This window comes from Streptomyces sp. NPDC023157 (assembly GCF_055560575.1).
In genome coordinates this window covers 208,963-221,962 of the sequence record NZ_JBVHIL010000010.1, presented here as the reverse complement: position 1 = coordinate 221,962, position 13,000 = coordinate 208,963, and the positions used below count along the sequence as shown (strand labels likewise).

12 protein-coding genes are annotated in these 13,000 nt (G+C 74.1%); 8 read left to right on the top strand and 4 right to left on the bottom strand.

The genetic code is table 11. From position 1 onward, the window contains the following. Positions 1-127: 127 nt before the first annotated feature. The gene (locus tag ACZ3ZE_RS31795) at positions 128-1,408 is read left to right on the top strand and encodes a glycoside hydrolase family 10-like protein (protein ID WP_467261602.1); all 1,281 of its coding nucleotides are present in this window, start codon (positions 128-130) and stop codon (positions 1,406-1,408) included. An 11-nt stretch (positions 1,409-1,419) separates the two neighbouring features. Here the strand turns inward: ACZ3ZE_RS31795 and ACZ3ZE_RS31790 are convergent, their stop codons facing one another. Both ACZ3ZE_RS31790 and ACZ3ZE_RS31785 read right to left on the bottom strand, forming a co-directional pair. Further along, entirely contained in the window at positions 1,420-1,629 is a 210-nt protein-coding gene (locus tag ACZ3ZE_RS31790) for a DUF1918 domain-containing protein (protein WP_361169634.1), read from the bottom strand. A gap of 213 nt (positions 1,630-1,842) precedes the next feature. Then, positions 1,843-2,781: a DMT family transporter gene (locus ACZ3ZE_RS31785; protein ID WP_361169631.1), complete on the bottom strand. Its 939-nt coding sequence runs from the start codon at positions 2,779-2,781 to the stop codon at positions 1,843-1,845. Here ACZ3ZE_RS31785 and ACZ3ZE_RS31780 point away from each other — a divergent pair. The 4 genes from ACZ3ZE_RS31780 to ACZ3ZE_RS31765 all read left to right on the top strand — a co-directional run bounded on the left by ACZ3ZE_RS31780 (position 2,780) and on the right by ACZ3ZE_RS31765 (position 6,645). Continuing rightward, positions 2,780-4,216, top strand: a complete 1,437-nt coding sequence (locus tag ACZ3ZE_RS31780; protein ID WP_361169628.1) for an aminotransferase-like domain-containing protein — start codon at positions 2,780-2,782, stop codon at positions 4,214-4,216. The genes ACZ3ZE_RS31785 and ACZ3ZE_RS31780 overlap by 2 nt on opposite strands. A 93-nt stretch (positions 4,217-4,309) precedes the next feature. Then, positions 4,310-4,762, top strand: a complete 453-nt coding sequence (locus ACZ3ZE_RS31775; RefSeq protein WP_361169625.1) for a GNAT family N-acetyltransferase — start codon at positions 4,310-4,312, stop codon at positions 4,760-4,762. Between the two features lie 69 nt (positions 4,763-4,831). After that, entirely contained in the window at positions 4,832-5,407 is a 576-nt protein-coding gene (locus ACZ3ZE_RS31770) for a histidine phosphatase family protein (protein WP_361623399.1), read from the top strand. An 80-nt stretch (positions 5,408-5,487) separates the two neighbouring features. Continuing rightward, positions 5,488-6,645 (top strand): methyltransferase, encoded by a 1,158-nt coding sequence (locus tag ACZ3ZE_RS31765; RefSeq protein WP_467261600.1) that lies wholly within the window; start codon positions 5,488-5,490, stop codon positions 6,643-6,645. Between the two features lie 27 nt (positions 6,646-6,672). Here the strand turns inward: ACZ3ZE_RS31765 and ACZ3ZE_RS31760 are convergent, their stop codons facing one another. Beyond that, on the bottom strand, positions 6,673-8,274 hold the full coding sequence (locus ACZ3ZE_RS31760; protein WP_361169616.1) for an ABC-F family ATP-binding cassette domain-containing protein: 1,602 nt from the start codon (positions 8,272-8,274) through the stop codon (positions 6,673-6,675). 166 nt (positions 8,275-8,440) lie between these two features. Beyond that, positions 8,441-9,229: a DUF4440 domain-containing protein gene (locus ACZ3ZE_RS31755; RefSeq protein ID WP_467261598.1), complete on the bottom strand. Its 789-nt coding sequence runs from the start codon at positions 9,227-9,229 to the stop codon at positions 8,441-8,443. Positions 9,230-9,352: 123 nt separating this feature from the next. Between ACZ3ZE_RS31755 and ACZ3ZE_RS31750 the strand changes: the two genes are divergently transcribed. The 3 genes from ACZ3ZE_RS31750 to ACZ3ZE_RS31740 all read left to right on the top strand — a co-directional run bounded on the left by ACZ3ZE_RS31750 (position 9,353) and on the right by ACZ3ZE_RS31740 (position 12,829). Further along, on the top strand, positions 9,353-9,859 hold the full coding sequence (locus tag ACZ3ZE_RS31750) for a helix-turn-helix transcriptional regulator (protein WP_361623411.1): 507 nt from the start codon (positions 9,353-9,355) through the stop codon (positions 9,857-9,859). A 10-nt stretch (positions 9,860-9,869) separates the two neighbouring features. Continuing rightward, complete coding sequence (locus tag ACZ3ZE_RS31745; RefSeq protein WP_361169607.1) at positions 9,870-10,289, top strand: VOC family protein; 420 nt, start codon at positions 9,870-9,872, stop codon at positions 10,287-10,289. Positions 10,290-10,462: 173 nt separating this feature from the next. Then, positions 10,463-12,829 (top strand): ATP-binding cassette domain-containing protein, encoded by a 2,367-nt coding sequence (locus tag ACZ3ZE_RS31740; RefSeq protein ID WP_467261596.1) that lies wholly within the window; start codon positions 10,463-10,465, stop codon positions 12,827-12,829. Positions 12,830-13,000: the final 171 nt, after the last annotated feature.

Below are 13,000 nucleotides of genomic sequence, written 5' to 3'. Positions count from 1 at the left end.
CCCGTGTGATTCCGGAGCGTCCGCCTCGACCCCACGACGTTACTCCCGCCGGAGCGGATGATCGATCGTTCTGGGCCGGGCATGCTCTCCGAGAGGCTGTGACGTATCCGATAGCGAGGGATGACAAATGCCGCTGATCGGCAGAAGAGGGTTCGTGGCGGGGGCGGCTCTGGGTGTCCTCGGGACCGGGGGCGGCGGACCAGCCGGGGCCGCCGGATCCGCAGGGGCGTCCGGGGCGTCCGGGGCGCCGCGCGAGGCGCCGTCGGCCGGAGGAGGCCGGCGCGGACGGCACGCGACCACCGGCTTCCGGGGCATGTGGATCGCGACGGTCTTCAACCGCGACTTCCCCTCCCGGGCCGGCCTGACCGCCGCCGAGCAGCGCGCCGAGCTGATCGCCCGGCTCGACCTCGCGGTGCGGCGCGGGATGACCGCCGTACTGCTCCAGGTCCGGCCCACCGCCGACGCCCTGTGGCCCTCCCCGTACGAGCCGTGGGCGCGCTGCCTCACCGGCGTCCAGGGCGGCGACCCCGGCTGGGACCCGCTCGGCACGGCCGTGGAGGAGGCGCACGCGCGCGGTCTGGAGCTGCACGCCTGGTGCAACCCGTACCGGGTCGCCACGCAGACCGACCGGACCCAGCTGGCGCCGAACCACCCGGCGCGGCTCCACCCCGAGTGGGCGGTCGAGTACGGGGGAGGGCTCTGCTACGACCCGGGCCTGCCCGAGGTCCGGCGCCATGTGCAGGACGCCATGCTCGACGCCGTACGCCGCTACGACGTCGACGCGCTGCACTGGGACGACTACTTCTACCCGTACCCCGTGGCCGGGGCGGGCTTCCCCGACGACGAGAGCTTCCGCCGGTACGGGGCCGGGTTCGCGGACCGGGCGGCCTGGCGGCGGAACAACGTCGACCTGCTCGTCTCCGAGACCTCCGCCCGGATCAAGCAGCTCAAGCCGCACGTCGCCTTCGGGATCAGCCCCTTCGGCGTCTGGCGCAACGCCTCCGCCGACCCGCTCGGCTCCGACACCCGGGCCGGCGCCAGCTACGACGACCAGCACGCGGACAGCCGCAAGTGGGTCCGGGAGCGCTGGATCGACTACGTGATCCCGCAGCTGTACTGGCACATCGGCTACGACCGCGCCGACTACGCCAAGCTGGTGCCCTGGTGGGAGGCCGTGGTCCGGGACGCCGGCGTGCGGCTCTACGTCGGCGAGGCGCTCTACAAGGTCGGCGACCCCGCGCAGCCCGCCGCCTGGCAGGACCCGCAGGAACTCGTCCGTCATGTGCGGCTGGCCAGGGAGCATCCCGGCGTCGGCGGGCACTGCTACTTCGCGGCGCGGGAGGTCGCCAAGGACCCGCTCGGGGCGTTCAGCGCGGTCCTCGCCGACGACACCCCGCGCGGGGTGTGACTCCGGGTGGCTCAGCGGTCGGTGTAGCCCGTCTCCGGGTGATGGCGTACGACGGTGTCGGGGCCCGGTGACATCAGGGTCTCGTGACCGTCGTCCTCGTACTTGACGCGGTACGGGGGAGTGCCGTTCTCCCCCAGTACCTGGACGACCTTGGCCTTACGGTCGTGATGACCGACGGTCCGGCCGTGCACCAGCAACTCGTCGCCCACGTTCGCACGCATCGGGGTGACCTCCTCGCGGCCGGGCTCGCCCTCCGCAGAGTCTTCGGCCGGCCATGGCTGCCTGTCTGCCTCTGTCTGCCATTGTGACCCCGGTCACCCCAGCCGTCACGCGGGCCGGGATCACGAGGGGCGGGGTGCGTGCGGGCCGGGATCACGAGGGGCGGGGTGCGTGCGGGCCGGGGCCGCGCGGGCCGCGGACAGCGGGGGCCGGGGTCAGCTCTTCGCCCGCTGGGTCACCGCGATGCAGACCAGCACCGCGCCGGCCGCGACCGGGGCGGCCGGCGACAGCCGCTCGCCGAGCACGGTCACCGACCAGAACAGCGTGAGCAGCGGCTGGGCGAGCTGGAGCTGGCTCGCGCGCGGGATGCCGATGGCGGCCATGCCCCGGTACCAGACGTACAGGCCGAAGAACGTGGACCCGGCGGCCACCCAGACGAGCCCCGCGATCCCGTGGGCGGTCAGGTGCACGGGCTCGTACGACAGTGCCACGGCCGAGCCCACCGCCGTCAGCGGCAGGCAGAGCACCAGCGCCCAGCCGATGACGTGCCAGCCCGGCATCAGCCGGGCGAGCCGGCCGCCCTCGGTGTACCCGGCGGCGCACACCAGCAGCGCCCCGAAGAGATAGAGGTCGCCCTGCGAGAGCGCCCCGCCGCTCTGCTGGAGCGTGAAGCCCAGCACCACCACGGCCCCGGCGACGGCCGCGCCCCAGAACGTACGGGACGGGCGCCGGCCGGTGCGGATCGCGGCGAAGGTCGCGGTGGTGAGCGGGAGCAGTCCGACGACCACGGCGGCGTGCGAGGTGGTGGAGGTCCGCAGCGCCAGCGTGGTCAGCAGCGGGAAGCCGATCACCACGCCGCCCGCGACGACCGCGAGCCCGGCCCAGTGGCGCCGCTCGGGCAGCGGTACCCGGCCCACCAGCAGGAAGGCCCCGGCGATCACCGCGGCCAGCACCGAGCGCACCGCCACCAGCGACCAGGGGCCGAAGCTCTCCAGGCCCCAGACGGTGGAGGGGAAGGTCAGCGAGAAGGAGACCACGCCGAGCGCGGCGAGCAGCGTCCCGCGGCGGGCGGCGGCGGGTACGGCCTCGGCCTCGGCCCGGGGGCTCGTGACCGCTATCGTCATCGACTGGGTAGCGCTATTCTTTGCTCTCATGCATGAGAGTAGCAGTGTCGCCGAACTGGCGAAATCCCTGAAGTCGGAGCTCAACCGCTACTCAGTCGGTGAGAAGCTGCCGTCGAGCCGGGCCCTCGTCGAGCGCTACCGCGTCTCTCCGGTCACCGTCACCCGGGCCCTCGCCCAGCTCGCCGCCGAAGGCCTGGTCGTCACCCGGCCCGGCGCCGGCGCCTACCGGGCCGAGCCGCGCGCCGCCGCCCCCGCCGCCGGGGACACCTCCTGGCAGCAGCTCGCCCTCAGTGCCGACACCGCCACCGAACTCGTCCCCCGGGCCGTCGACGCCTCCGGTGTGCTCGTCACCCTCTCCGCGCCCCAGCCCGGCGTCATCGAGTTCAACGGCGGCTACCTCCACCCCTCCCTCCAGCCCGAGCGCGCCCTCTCCGGCGCCCTCGCCCGGGCCGGCCGCCGCCCCGGCGCCTGGGGCAGGCCGCCCACCGACGGGCTGCCCGAACTGCGCGCGTGGTTCGCCCGCGAGATCGGCGGCGGCGTCACCGCCGCCGAGGTCCTCATCACCGCGGGCGGCCAGCCCGCCCTCACCACCGCCCTGCGCGCCCTCGCCCCGCCCGGCACCCCCGTCCTCGTCGAATCGCCCACCTACCCGGGCATGCTCGCCATCGCCCGCGCCGCCGGACTGCGCCCCGTCCCCGTCCCCACGGACGCCGACGGCGTACGGCCCGAGCTCCTCGAAGCCGCCTTCCGCGCCACCGGCGCCCGCGTCTTCGTCTGCCAGCCGCTCTTCCAGAACCCCACCGGCGCCGCCCTCGGCGCCGCGCGGAGCGCCGCCGTCGTCCGGATCGCCCGCGCGGCCGGCGCCTTCGTCGTCGAGGACGACTTCGCCCGCCGGCTCGTCCACGAGGACGCCGGGCCGCTGCCCGCCACGCTCGCCGCCGACGACCCCGACGGCGTCGTCGTGCACGTCTGCTCGCTGACCAAGCCGACCTCCCCGAGCCTGCGGGTGGGCGCCCTGGCCGCCCGCGGCCCCGTCCTGGAACGGCTGCGCGCCATCCAGGTCGTCGACAGCTTCTTCGTCCCCCGCCCCCTCCAGGAGGCCGCCCTCGAACTCGTCGGCTCCCCGGCCTGGAGCCGTCATCTGCGCTCCCTCGCCGCCGAGCTGAAGAGCCGCCGCGACACGATGGCCGGCGCCGTCGCCCACCATCTGCCCGAACTCGCCCTGCCGTACGTCCCCTCCGGCGGCTACCAGCTCTGGCTCCGCCTCCCCGACGCCCTTCCCGAGGCCGCGCTCGTCTCCGCCGCCCTGCGCAACGGCGTCGCGGTGGCGCCCGGCCGGCCGTACTTCTGCGCCGAGCCGCCCGCCGGCCACATCCGGCTGAGTTTCGCGGGTGTCGCGGGCCCCGCGGAGATCGCCGAGGGGGTGCGGAGGCTGCGGACCGCCGTGGACGGCCTCCTCGGCTGACCGGGGCCGGGCCGGGGCGCACACCGCCGCCCCCGGCCCTCGCCCCCGGCAAATTCACCTGACAAGGGACGGCGGGAATGCCAGCCTGCGCCCATGACCGACACCACGACCACGACCGGCCCCGTCATGCACGGGGCGTACGAGATCTCAGCCGACCCCGCCCGGATCGACGCGGCGCGCGTCCATCACTGGCTCTCCACCGACGCGTACTGGGCCCTCGGCCGACCTCGGGAGAAGCAGGACCGCGCCATCGCCGCCTCGGTCAACTACGGCGCCTACCACCGCGAGACGGGCGAGATGGGCGCCTACGCCCGTGTCGTCACCGACTACGCCACCTTCGCCTGGCTCTGCGACGTCTACGTCGACCGCCCGGCACGCGGCACCGGGCTCGGCACCGCCCTCGTCACCCACGTCCGTGACGACCTGGAGGGGTACGGGCTGCGCCGGATCATGCTCGCCACGGCCGACGCGCACGGCGTGTACGAGAAGGTCGGTTTCACGCCACTACAGAATCCGGACAAGTGGATGGCACTCGGACAGCACTGAGCGCGCCCCTTCTCCGCTTCCCTCAATGACCCCTTGACCTGCGGGGCCCCCGGCCTCACGATCGCCGCCATGGGTCTTCGGGTCACGCTCGTCGCGGCGGCACGCAGCTCCTCCCTGCTCGCCGAACGCTTCGACGACGACCGGCCGCTCGACGAGGCCGGCTGGTACGAGGTGCAGCTCGCCGCGCCACGGCTGATCCCGCTCGGCGCGGCGGAGCTGCGCTACTGCTCCCCGACGCCCCGCAGCCGCGCCACCGGCACGGCCCTCGGCTACGCGCCGCTGGTCCAGCCGGCCCTGCGCGACTGCGACATGGGGCGTTGGCGCGGGCTCACCCTGGCCGAGGTCGCCGCGCTCGAACCGGGAGCCGTCGACGCCTGGCTCCGCGACCCGCGGGCGGCGCCACACGGAGGAGAAACGCTTCTCTCCTTCATCACCCGGGTCGGCGGCTGGCTCGACACCCGCCCCGCCGACGACGGCGCCATCGTCGCCGTCGCCGAGCCCGCCGTCGTACGGGCGGCCCTCGTCTACGCCCTGAAGGCCCCGCCCGCCACGTACTGGAACGTCGACGTCCGGCCGCTCTCCACGGTCACCCTCACGGGCCGCCCCGGACTGTGGCACCTCCAGCTGGCGGCGGCCGTGGGGTGACGCGGCACCCCCGCTCCCCGTCCCCTGCCGCCAAGGGCCCGCGCACCTCCACCCCTCCCGGCGGCTAGCCTGGGAGCACGATGAACCGTCTGAACACGTCCTGGGGCGACCTCCCCCTCACCCGCTTCCCTGCCGACCCGCGCGACCCCCTCCGCGCCTGGGACGCCGCCGACGAGTACCTGCTCGCGCACCTCGCGGAGAGCGGCACCGACCTGTCCGGCACCGTCGCCGTCGTCGGGGACCGCTGGGGCGCCCTCGTCACCGCGCTCGCCGCCGCCGGGGCCGGGGAGCTCGTACAGATCTCCGACTCGTACCTCGGCCGCCGGGCCACCGGCGACAACCTCGCCCGGTCCGGCGCCGCACCCGGCGCGGTCCGGCTGCTCACCACGCAGGACCCGCCGCCCGAGCGGGTCGACGTGCTGCTCGTCCGCGTGCCCAAGAGCCTCGCTCTCCTGGAGGACCAGCTCCACCGGCTCGCCCCCGCCGTGCACGCGGGGACCGTCGTGGTCGGCACCGGCATGGTGAAGGAGATCCACACCTCCACGCTGAAGCTCTTCGAGCGGATCCTCGGGCCGACCCGCACCTCCCTCGCGGTCAAGAAGGCCCGGCTCATCCACACCACCCCCGCCGCCGGGCAGGGACGGCCCGCCAACCCCTGGCCGCTCCGGTACGCGCTGCCCGCCGACGCCCCGGCCGGGCTCGCCGGGCGCACGGTCGTCAACCAGGCCGGGGTGTTCTGCGCCGACCGCCTCGACATCGGCACCCGCTTCCTCCTCCGGCACCTCCCGCAGGACGTCGGGCGCTCCCGCGTGGCCGACCTCGGCTGCGGCAACGGCGTCGTCGGACTGGCCGTCGCGCTCGCCGAGCCCGAGGCCGAACTGGTCTTCACCGACGAGTCGTACCAGGCCGTCGCCTCCGCCGAGGAGAACTTCCGCACGCACGCCGGGACCGCCCGCACGGCCGAGTTCACCGTCGGCGACGGCCTGGCGGACGTCGCCGACGGCTCGGTGGACCTCGTGCTCAACAACCCGCCGTTCCACAGCCACCAGGCCACGACGGACCGGACCGCCCGCCGCATGTTCGCCGAGTCCCGCCGGGCGCTGCGGCCCGGCGGAGAACTCTGGGTGGTCGGCAACCGGCACCTCGGCTACCACGTCACCCTGCGCCGCATCTTCGGCAACAGCGAACTGGTCGCCGGCGACCCCAAGTTCGTGGTGCTGAGGGCCGTGAAGCGGTAGCCGTCGCGCCGACGGCGGGAACGGCGGCTACGCCAGGGACACCAGCTCCCGGTGCTCCTCGTTCCACAGGTCCTCCTGCGCGTCCGGCAGCAGCAGCACCCGCTCCGGACGCAGCGCGTCGATCGCGCCCTCGTCGTGCGTGACCATCACGATCGCGCCCGGATACGTGCCGACGGCGGCCAGCACCTCGTCGCGCGAGGCCGGGTCGAGGTTGTTGGTCGGCTCGTCGAGCAGCAGGACGTTCGCGCCCGAGTGGACGAGACCGGCCAGCGCCAGGCGGGTCTTCTCGCCGCCCGAGAGGACCCCGGCGGGCTTGTCGGCGTCGTCGCCCCGGAACAGGAACGCGCCCAGCACCCGCCGGACCTCGCCGTCCGTGAGGTGCGGGGCGGCCGCCGCCAGGTTCCCGCGGACGGTACGCGCCGGATCGAGCGTCTCGTGCTCCTGCGCGAAGTAGCCGAGCCGCAGCCCGTGCCCGTGCACGACCCGCCCCGCGTCCGGGAGTTCGACGCCCGCGAGCAGCCGCAGCAGCGTCGTCTTCCCCGCGCCGTTCAGCCCGAGCACCACGAGCCGGGCACCCCGGTCCACCGCGAGGTCCACACCGTCGAGGACCGGGCGCCCGCCCCCGTACCCCTTGGTCAGCGAGACCGCCCCCAGCGGCATACGCCCGCACGGCGCGGGCTCGGGCAGCCGGATCCGTGCCACCCGCTCCGTACGCCGGACCTCCTCCAGGCCGTCGAGCATCCGGTCGGCGCGCCGCGCCATGCTGCGGGCGGTGACCGCCGTCGCCGAGCGGGCCTTCATCCGGTCCGCCTGGGCGTGCAGCGCGGCCGCCTTCCGCTCGGTGCCGGCGCGCTCGCGCGTCCGGCGCCGCTCGTCGGCGTCCCGCTGGGCCAGGTAGGCGGCCCAGCCGGTGTTGTGGACGTCGACCGTCGCCCGCCGCGGGTCCAGGTGGAAGACCCGGTTGACGGTGGCGGCGATCAGTTCGAGGTCGTGGCTGACGACGACGAGCCCGCCCTGGTGCGCGGCGAGGAAACCGCGCAGCCAGCCGACCGAGTCGGCGTCGAGGTGGTTGGTCGGCTCGTCGAGCAGCAGGGTGCCCTCGCGGCCGTGTCCGGCGAAGAGGATCCTGGCCAGCTCCACCCGGCGCTTCTGCCCGCCGGACAGCGTGCCGACCGGCCGCCCCATCAGCTCGGCGGGCAGCCCGACCCCGGCGGCGACCCGCGCGGCCTCGGCCTCCGCCGCGTATCCGCCGCGGGCCTCGAACGCGGCCTCGGCCCGGACGTACGCGTCCATCGCCCGCTCGTCGGCACGCTCACCGAGCCGGTCGGCGGCGGCCCGCAGCCGGCGGACGGCAACGTCCATGCCGCGCGCGGACAGGATCCGGTCGGTGACGGAGACGGACGGATCGGCGGCGCGCGAGTCCTGCGCCAGATACCCCACGTCGCCGGTCCGCAGCACGCTGCCGGCGGCCGGGGCACGCAGCCCCGCGAGGGTGTCGAGAAGGGTCGTCTTCCCCGCGCCGTTACGGCCGACCAGGCCGATCCGGTCGCCGGGCGCGATGTGGAAGGAGATGCCGGACAGGAGGAGACGGGCGCCGACGCGCACGTCGGCACCACGAAGGGTGATCATGAGAGAACGCTCCGAACAAGCTGAAGGACACACGGGTGGCGTGGAAGCGGGTCCTGGAGCTAGGAAATTCGGGGCGTGGACATGGGCCCAGGGTAGGGGGAGGGCGCGGGGCTCGGCATCCGGTTTTCCCCGGAGCCGCCTGCCAGGCGCCTCACACCCCCCCCGCTCACTCATCCGGAAAGGTGAGATCCAGCCCCCGTACGCGCTCCTCCCCGGTCGTGATGTCCAGCGCCACGATGCGGTCGCCGCGCAGCGTGAAAGCCACCGCCGAGACCGGGCGGCCGTCGGCGAAGGCCACCACGCCGATCGCCCCGTCGACCAGCGCGGGTCTCGTCACCCGGTCCCGGCGGGCGAAGGCGACCGCGCCCTCGGCGACGGCGGGGGCGCCGTGCACCGGGCCCCGCTCCGAGAAGGCGACCACCTCCGGGTCGAGCACGGCCGCCAGGGCGCGCGGGTCGCGGGCGCGGGCAGCGGTCAGGAAGCGCTCCACCACGGCCCGCTGCCGCGCCGGATCGCCGCCCGCCCGGGCACCCCGCACCCGCCGCCGCGCCGCCCTCGCGAGCCGGCCGGCCTCCTCGGGGGTGTCTCCCGTGATCCGGGCGGTGTCGTCGAGGGGCAGCCCGAACAGGTCGTGCAGGACGTACGCGAGCCGTTCGCCCGGCCCCAGGGCCTCCAGGACGACGAGGAGCGCGAGCCACACCGGGTCGAGGCCGTCGGGGGCGTCCGGCGCGACCGGCTCGGCCCCGGCCCGCCCCTGGAGCCGCCGTACGCACGTCCGCCCCACCGAGGACACCAGCCACTCCCGGATCCCCGCCCCGCCGTCGAGCTCCGCGCGGGCCTGCGCGAGCACCTCCTCGGCCTCGCGGGAGGTCCCGAGCATCCGCCGGGCCACGGCCCGCAGCTGCTCGTGGTGGGCGTCGAACTGCGCGGTCAGGTAGCCGCTCTCGTCGTGCATGGGGCATCTCTCCTCGTCGGGGCCGGACGGGCCGGGCCCGGCCCGTCACCGCGTTGACGCCCCGGCCCGCGAGGATGTGACAGAAACCCCCGCGCGCGGGGCCCGCGTGGGATCCTGGGCGGCATGAACCTGGAGGATCTCGTCCGCCTGCGCCGCGCCAAGGACGCCATGGACCGCGACTACGCGCAGCCGCTGGACGTCCCGGCGCTCGCGAGGGTCGCGCTCATGTCCGCCGGGCACTTCTCCCGCAGTTTCCGCGCCGCGTACGGGGAGACCCCGTACTCCTACCTCATGACCCGCCGCGTCGAGCGGGCCAAGGCGCTGCTGCGCCGGGGCGACCTGAGCGTGACCGAGGTCTGCTTCGAGGTCGGCTGTACGTCGCTGGGGTCGTTCAGCTCCCGTTTCACCGAGCTCGTCGGCGAGAGCCCCAGCGCCTACCGGGCCCGCAGCCACGAGTCGGGCGCCCCGATCCCGGCGTGCGTCGCCAAGGTGGTCACCCGGCCGCAGCGGAACAGGAGTCCGGAGACGGACCCCGAGACGCGGGCCGGCGCCCCCTTCGAGGCCGCCCCCGGCGCACCGGCCGGGCAAGCGGTCAGGATCGGAGAAGCGGAATCCGCCGCGGCCTCGTAGCTTCGGAGGCATGAACAGCATCAACCTCTCCCAGTGCTTCATCGCCGTCGACGACCACGACAAGGCGCTCGCCTTCTACCGTGACGTGCTCGGCCTGGAGGTCCGCAACGACGTCGGTTTCGAGGGCATGCGGTGGGTGACCGTCGGGTCGCCCGACCAGCCGGACGTGGAGATCGTCCTCGAACCTCCGCTCGCCGACCCCACCGCCTCGGCGGCCGACCGGCAGGCCGTGTCCGAGCTGCTCGCCAAGGGCATGCTGCGCGGCGTGATCTTCTCCACCGACGACGTGGACGCGACCTTCGAGCGGATCCGGGCGGCCGGCGGCGAAGTCCTTCAGGAGCCGGTCGATCAGCCGTACGGTGTGCGGGACTGCGCCTTCCGCGACCCGGCCGGCAACATGCTCCGCTTCAACCAGCCGCGCAAGCAGTAGCGGCAACCGCTCCACCGCACGCGGCGCCGTCACCGCCCGCGCCCCGGGCCTCCAGACCCGGGGCGCGGGCGGCGACCCGCCCGACAGAGCCGGTCACCGGAGCCGGTCACCCGAGCCGGTCCACCCGAGCCGTTCCGGCAGAGCCGCCCGCCCCACAGAGGAGAGACGAGACGATGAGCAAGGCCAGCGCGCCGCACGCCGCCGACAGCCACGAGGTGATCCGCGTGCTCGGCGCGCGCGAGAACAACCTCAAGGACGTCAGCATCGAGATCCCGAAGCGCCGCCTCACCGTCTTCACCGGCGTCTCGGGTTCGGGCAAGAGCTCGCTGGTCTTCGACACGATCGCCGCCGAGTCGCAGCGGCTGATCAACGAGACGTACAGCGCCTTCGTGCAGGGCTTCATGCCGACCCTCGCCCGCCCGGAGGTCGACGTCCTCGACGGGCTGACCACCGCGATCACCGTCGACCAGCAGCGGATGGGCGCCGACCCGCGCTCCACGGTCGGCACCGCCACCGACGCCAACGCGATGCTGCGCATCCTCTTCAGCCGCCTCGGCAAGCCGCACATCGGCCCGCCCGGCGCGTACGCCTTCAACGTCCCCTCGGTCAAGGCGAGCGGCGCGATCACGGTCGAGCGCGGCGACAAGAAGACGGTGAAGGCGACCTTCCACCGCACCGGCGGCATGTGCACGCGCTGCGAGGGCCGCGGCAGCGTCACCGACCTCGACCTCACCCAGCTCTACGACGGTGCCAAGTCCCTCGACGAGGGCGCGCTCACCATCCCCGGCTACAAGGCGGGCGGCTGGAACTACCGCCTGTACAGCGAGTCCGGCTTCTTCCCCGCCGACAAGCCGATCGGCAGGTTCACGAAGAAGGAGCTGCACGACTTCCTCCACCACGAGCCGGTCCGGATGAAGATCGCGGGCATCAACATGACCTACGAGGGTCTGGTCCCGCGCATCCAGAAGTCGATGCTCGCCAAGGACAAGGAGGGCATGCAGCCGCACATCCGCGAGTTCGTGGACCGGGCGGTCACGTTCACGCCCTGCCCGGAGTGCGAGGGGACGCGGCTCAGCGAGGCGGCCCGGTCGTCGAAGATCAAGCGGGTCAGCATCGCCGACGCCTGCGCGATGCAGATCAGCGACCTGGCGGAGTGGGTACGGGGCATCGAGGAGCCCTCGGTGGCGCCGCTGCTCACCGCGCTCCAGCAGACGCTGGACTCCTTCGTCGAGATCGGCCTCGGCTACCTCGCGCTCGACCGGCCCTCGGGCACCCTGTCGGGCGGCGAGGCGCAGCGGGTCAAGATGATCCGGCACCTCGGCTCCTCGCTCACCGACGTCACGTACGTCTTCGACGAGCCGACCACGGGGCTGCACCCGCACGACATCCAGCGCATGAACGACCTGCTGCTGCGGCTGCGCGACAAGGGCAACACGGTGCTGGTCGTCGAGCACAAGCCCGAGGTCATCGAGATCGCCGACCACGTCGTCGACCTCGGTCCCGGCGCGGGTACGGCGGGCGGCGCGGTCTGCTTCGAGGGGACGGTCGCGGGGCTGCGGAAGAGCGGCACGGTCACCGGCCGCCACCTCGGCGACCGGGCCTCCCTGAAGGACGCGGTACGGGAGCCCACCGGCGCCCTGAAGATCCGCGGCGCGCGGACGCACAACCTGAAGGGCGTCGACGTCGACGTCCCGCTCGGGGTGCTGACCGTCGTGACGGGCGTGGCGGGTTCCGGCAAGAGCTCGCTCGTGCACGGGTCGATCCCCGCCTCCGACGGGGTGGTCTCGGTCGACCAGGGCGCCATCCGCGGCTCCCGGCGCTCCAACCCGGCGACGTACACGGGGCTGCTCGACCCGATCCGCAAGGCCTTCGCCAAGGCCAACGACGTCAAGCCGGCGCTGTTCAGCGCCAACTCCGAGGGCGCCTGTCCGACCTGCAACGGCGCCGGCGTCATCTACACCGACCTGGGGATGATGGCGGGCGTCGCCACGACCTGCGAGGACTGCGAGGGCAAGCGGTTCGACGCCTCGGTGCTCGAATACCGCCTCGGCGGCCGGGACATCAGCGAGGTGCTGGCGATGCCGGTCAACGAGGCGGAGCGGTTCTTCGGCGCGGGCGAGGCGCGGACCCCGGCCGCGCACAAGATCCTCGAACGCCTCGCCGACGTCGGCCTCGGCTACCTGACCCTCGGGCAGCCGCTGACGACGCTCTCCGGCGGCGAGCGCCAGCGGCTCAAGCTGGCGACCCACATGGCGGAGAAGGGCGGCGTGTACGTCCTCGACGAGCCGACCGCCGGCCTCCACCTGGCCGACGTCGAGCAACTCCTCGGCCTGCTCGACCGCCTGGTCGACTCCGGCAAGTCCGTCATCGTCGTGGAACACCACCAGGCGGTCATGGCCCACGCCGACTGGATCATCGACCTCGGCCCGGGCGCCGGCCACGACGGCGGCACGATCGTCTTCGAGGGCACCCCCGCCACCCTCGTCGCCTCCCGCTCCACCGTCACCGGCGAACACCTGGCGGCGTACGTCGGCGCCTGACGGTCCTGCCGGCTGACTATCCGTTTCCTTCCCCAGGGCCGGCGGGCGGCTCTACGCTCATCCCGTGGCCGGAAGCTCGCAACCAGGCGTCAGCACCGTTACCCAGGGGAGACCGTGGACGTCCCGACGTTGATTCTGTTAGGGGCGGCGGGTGGTCTGCTGCGTGGGGCA

Excerpts from the sequence above, each read along its gene's own strand:
- ACZ3ZE_RS31795 (WP_467261602.1), top strand. The coding sequence starts at position 128 with ATGCCGCTGATCGGCAGAAGAGGGTTCGTGGCGGGGGCGGCTCTGGGT.
- ACZ3ZE_RS31790 (WP_361169634.1), bottom strand. The coding sequence starts at position 1,629 with ATGCGTGCGAACGTGGGCGACGAGTTGCTGGTGCACGGCCGGACCGTC.
- ACZ3ZE_RS31780 (WP_361169628.1), top strand. The coding sequence starts at position 2,780 with ATGCATGAGAGTAGCAGTGTCGCCGAACTGGCGAAATCCCTGAAGTCG.
- ACZ3ZE_RS31785 (WP_361169631.1), bottom strand. The coding sequence starts at position 2,781 with ATGAGAGCAAAGAATAGCGCTACCCAGTCGATGACGATAGCGGTCACG.
- ACZ3ZE_RS31775 (WP_361169625.1), top strand. The coding sequence starts at position 4,310 with ATGACCGACACCACGACCACGACCGGCCCCGTCATGCACGGGGCGTAC.
- ACZ3ZE_RS31770 (WP_361623399.1), top strand. The coding sequence starts at position 4,832 with ATGGGTCTTCGGGTCACGCTCGTCGCGGCGGCACGCAGCTCCTCCCTG.
- ACZ3ZE_RS31765 (WP_467261600.1), top strand. The coding sequence starts at position 5,488 with ATGAACCGTCTGAACACGTCCTGGGGCGACCTCCCCCTCACCCGCTTC.
- ACZ3ZE_RS31760 (WP_361169616.1), bottom strand. The coding sequence starts at position 8,274 with ATGATCACCCTTCGTGGTGCCGACGTGCGCGTCGGCGCCCGTCTCCTC.
- ACZ3ZE_RS31755 (WP_467261598.1), bottom strand. The coding sequence starts at position 9,229 with ATGCACGACGAGAGCGGCTACCTGACCGCGCAGTTCGACGCCCACCAC.
- ACZ3ZE_RS31750 (WP_361623411.1), top strand. The coding sequence starts at position 9,353 with ATGAACCTGGAGGATCTCGTCCGCCTGCGCCGCGCCAAGGACGCCATG.
- ACZ3ZE_RS31745 (WP_361169607.1), top strand. The coding sequence starts at position 9,870 with ATGAACAGCATCAACCTCTCCCAGTGCTTCATCGCCGTCGACGACCAC.
- ACZ3ZE_RS31740 (WP_467261596.1), top strand. The coding sequence starts at position 10,463 with ATGAGCAAGGCCAGCGCGCCGCACGCCGCCGACAGCCACGAGGTGATC.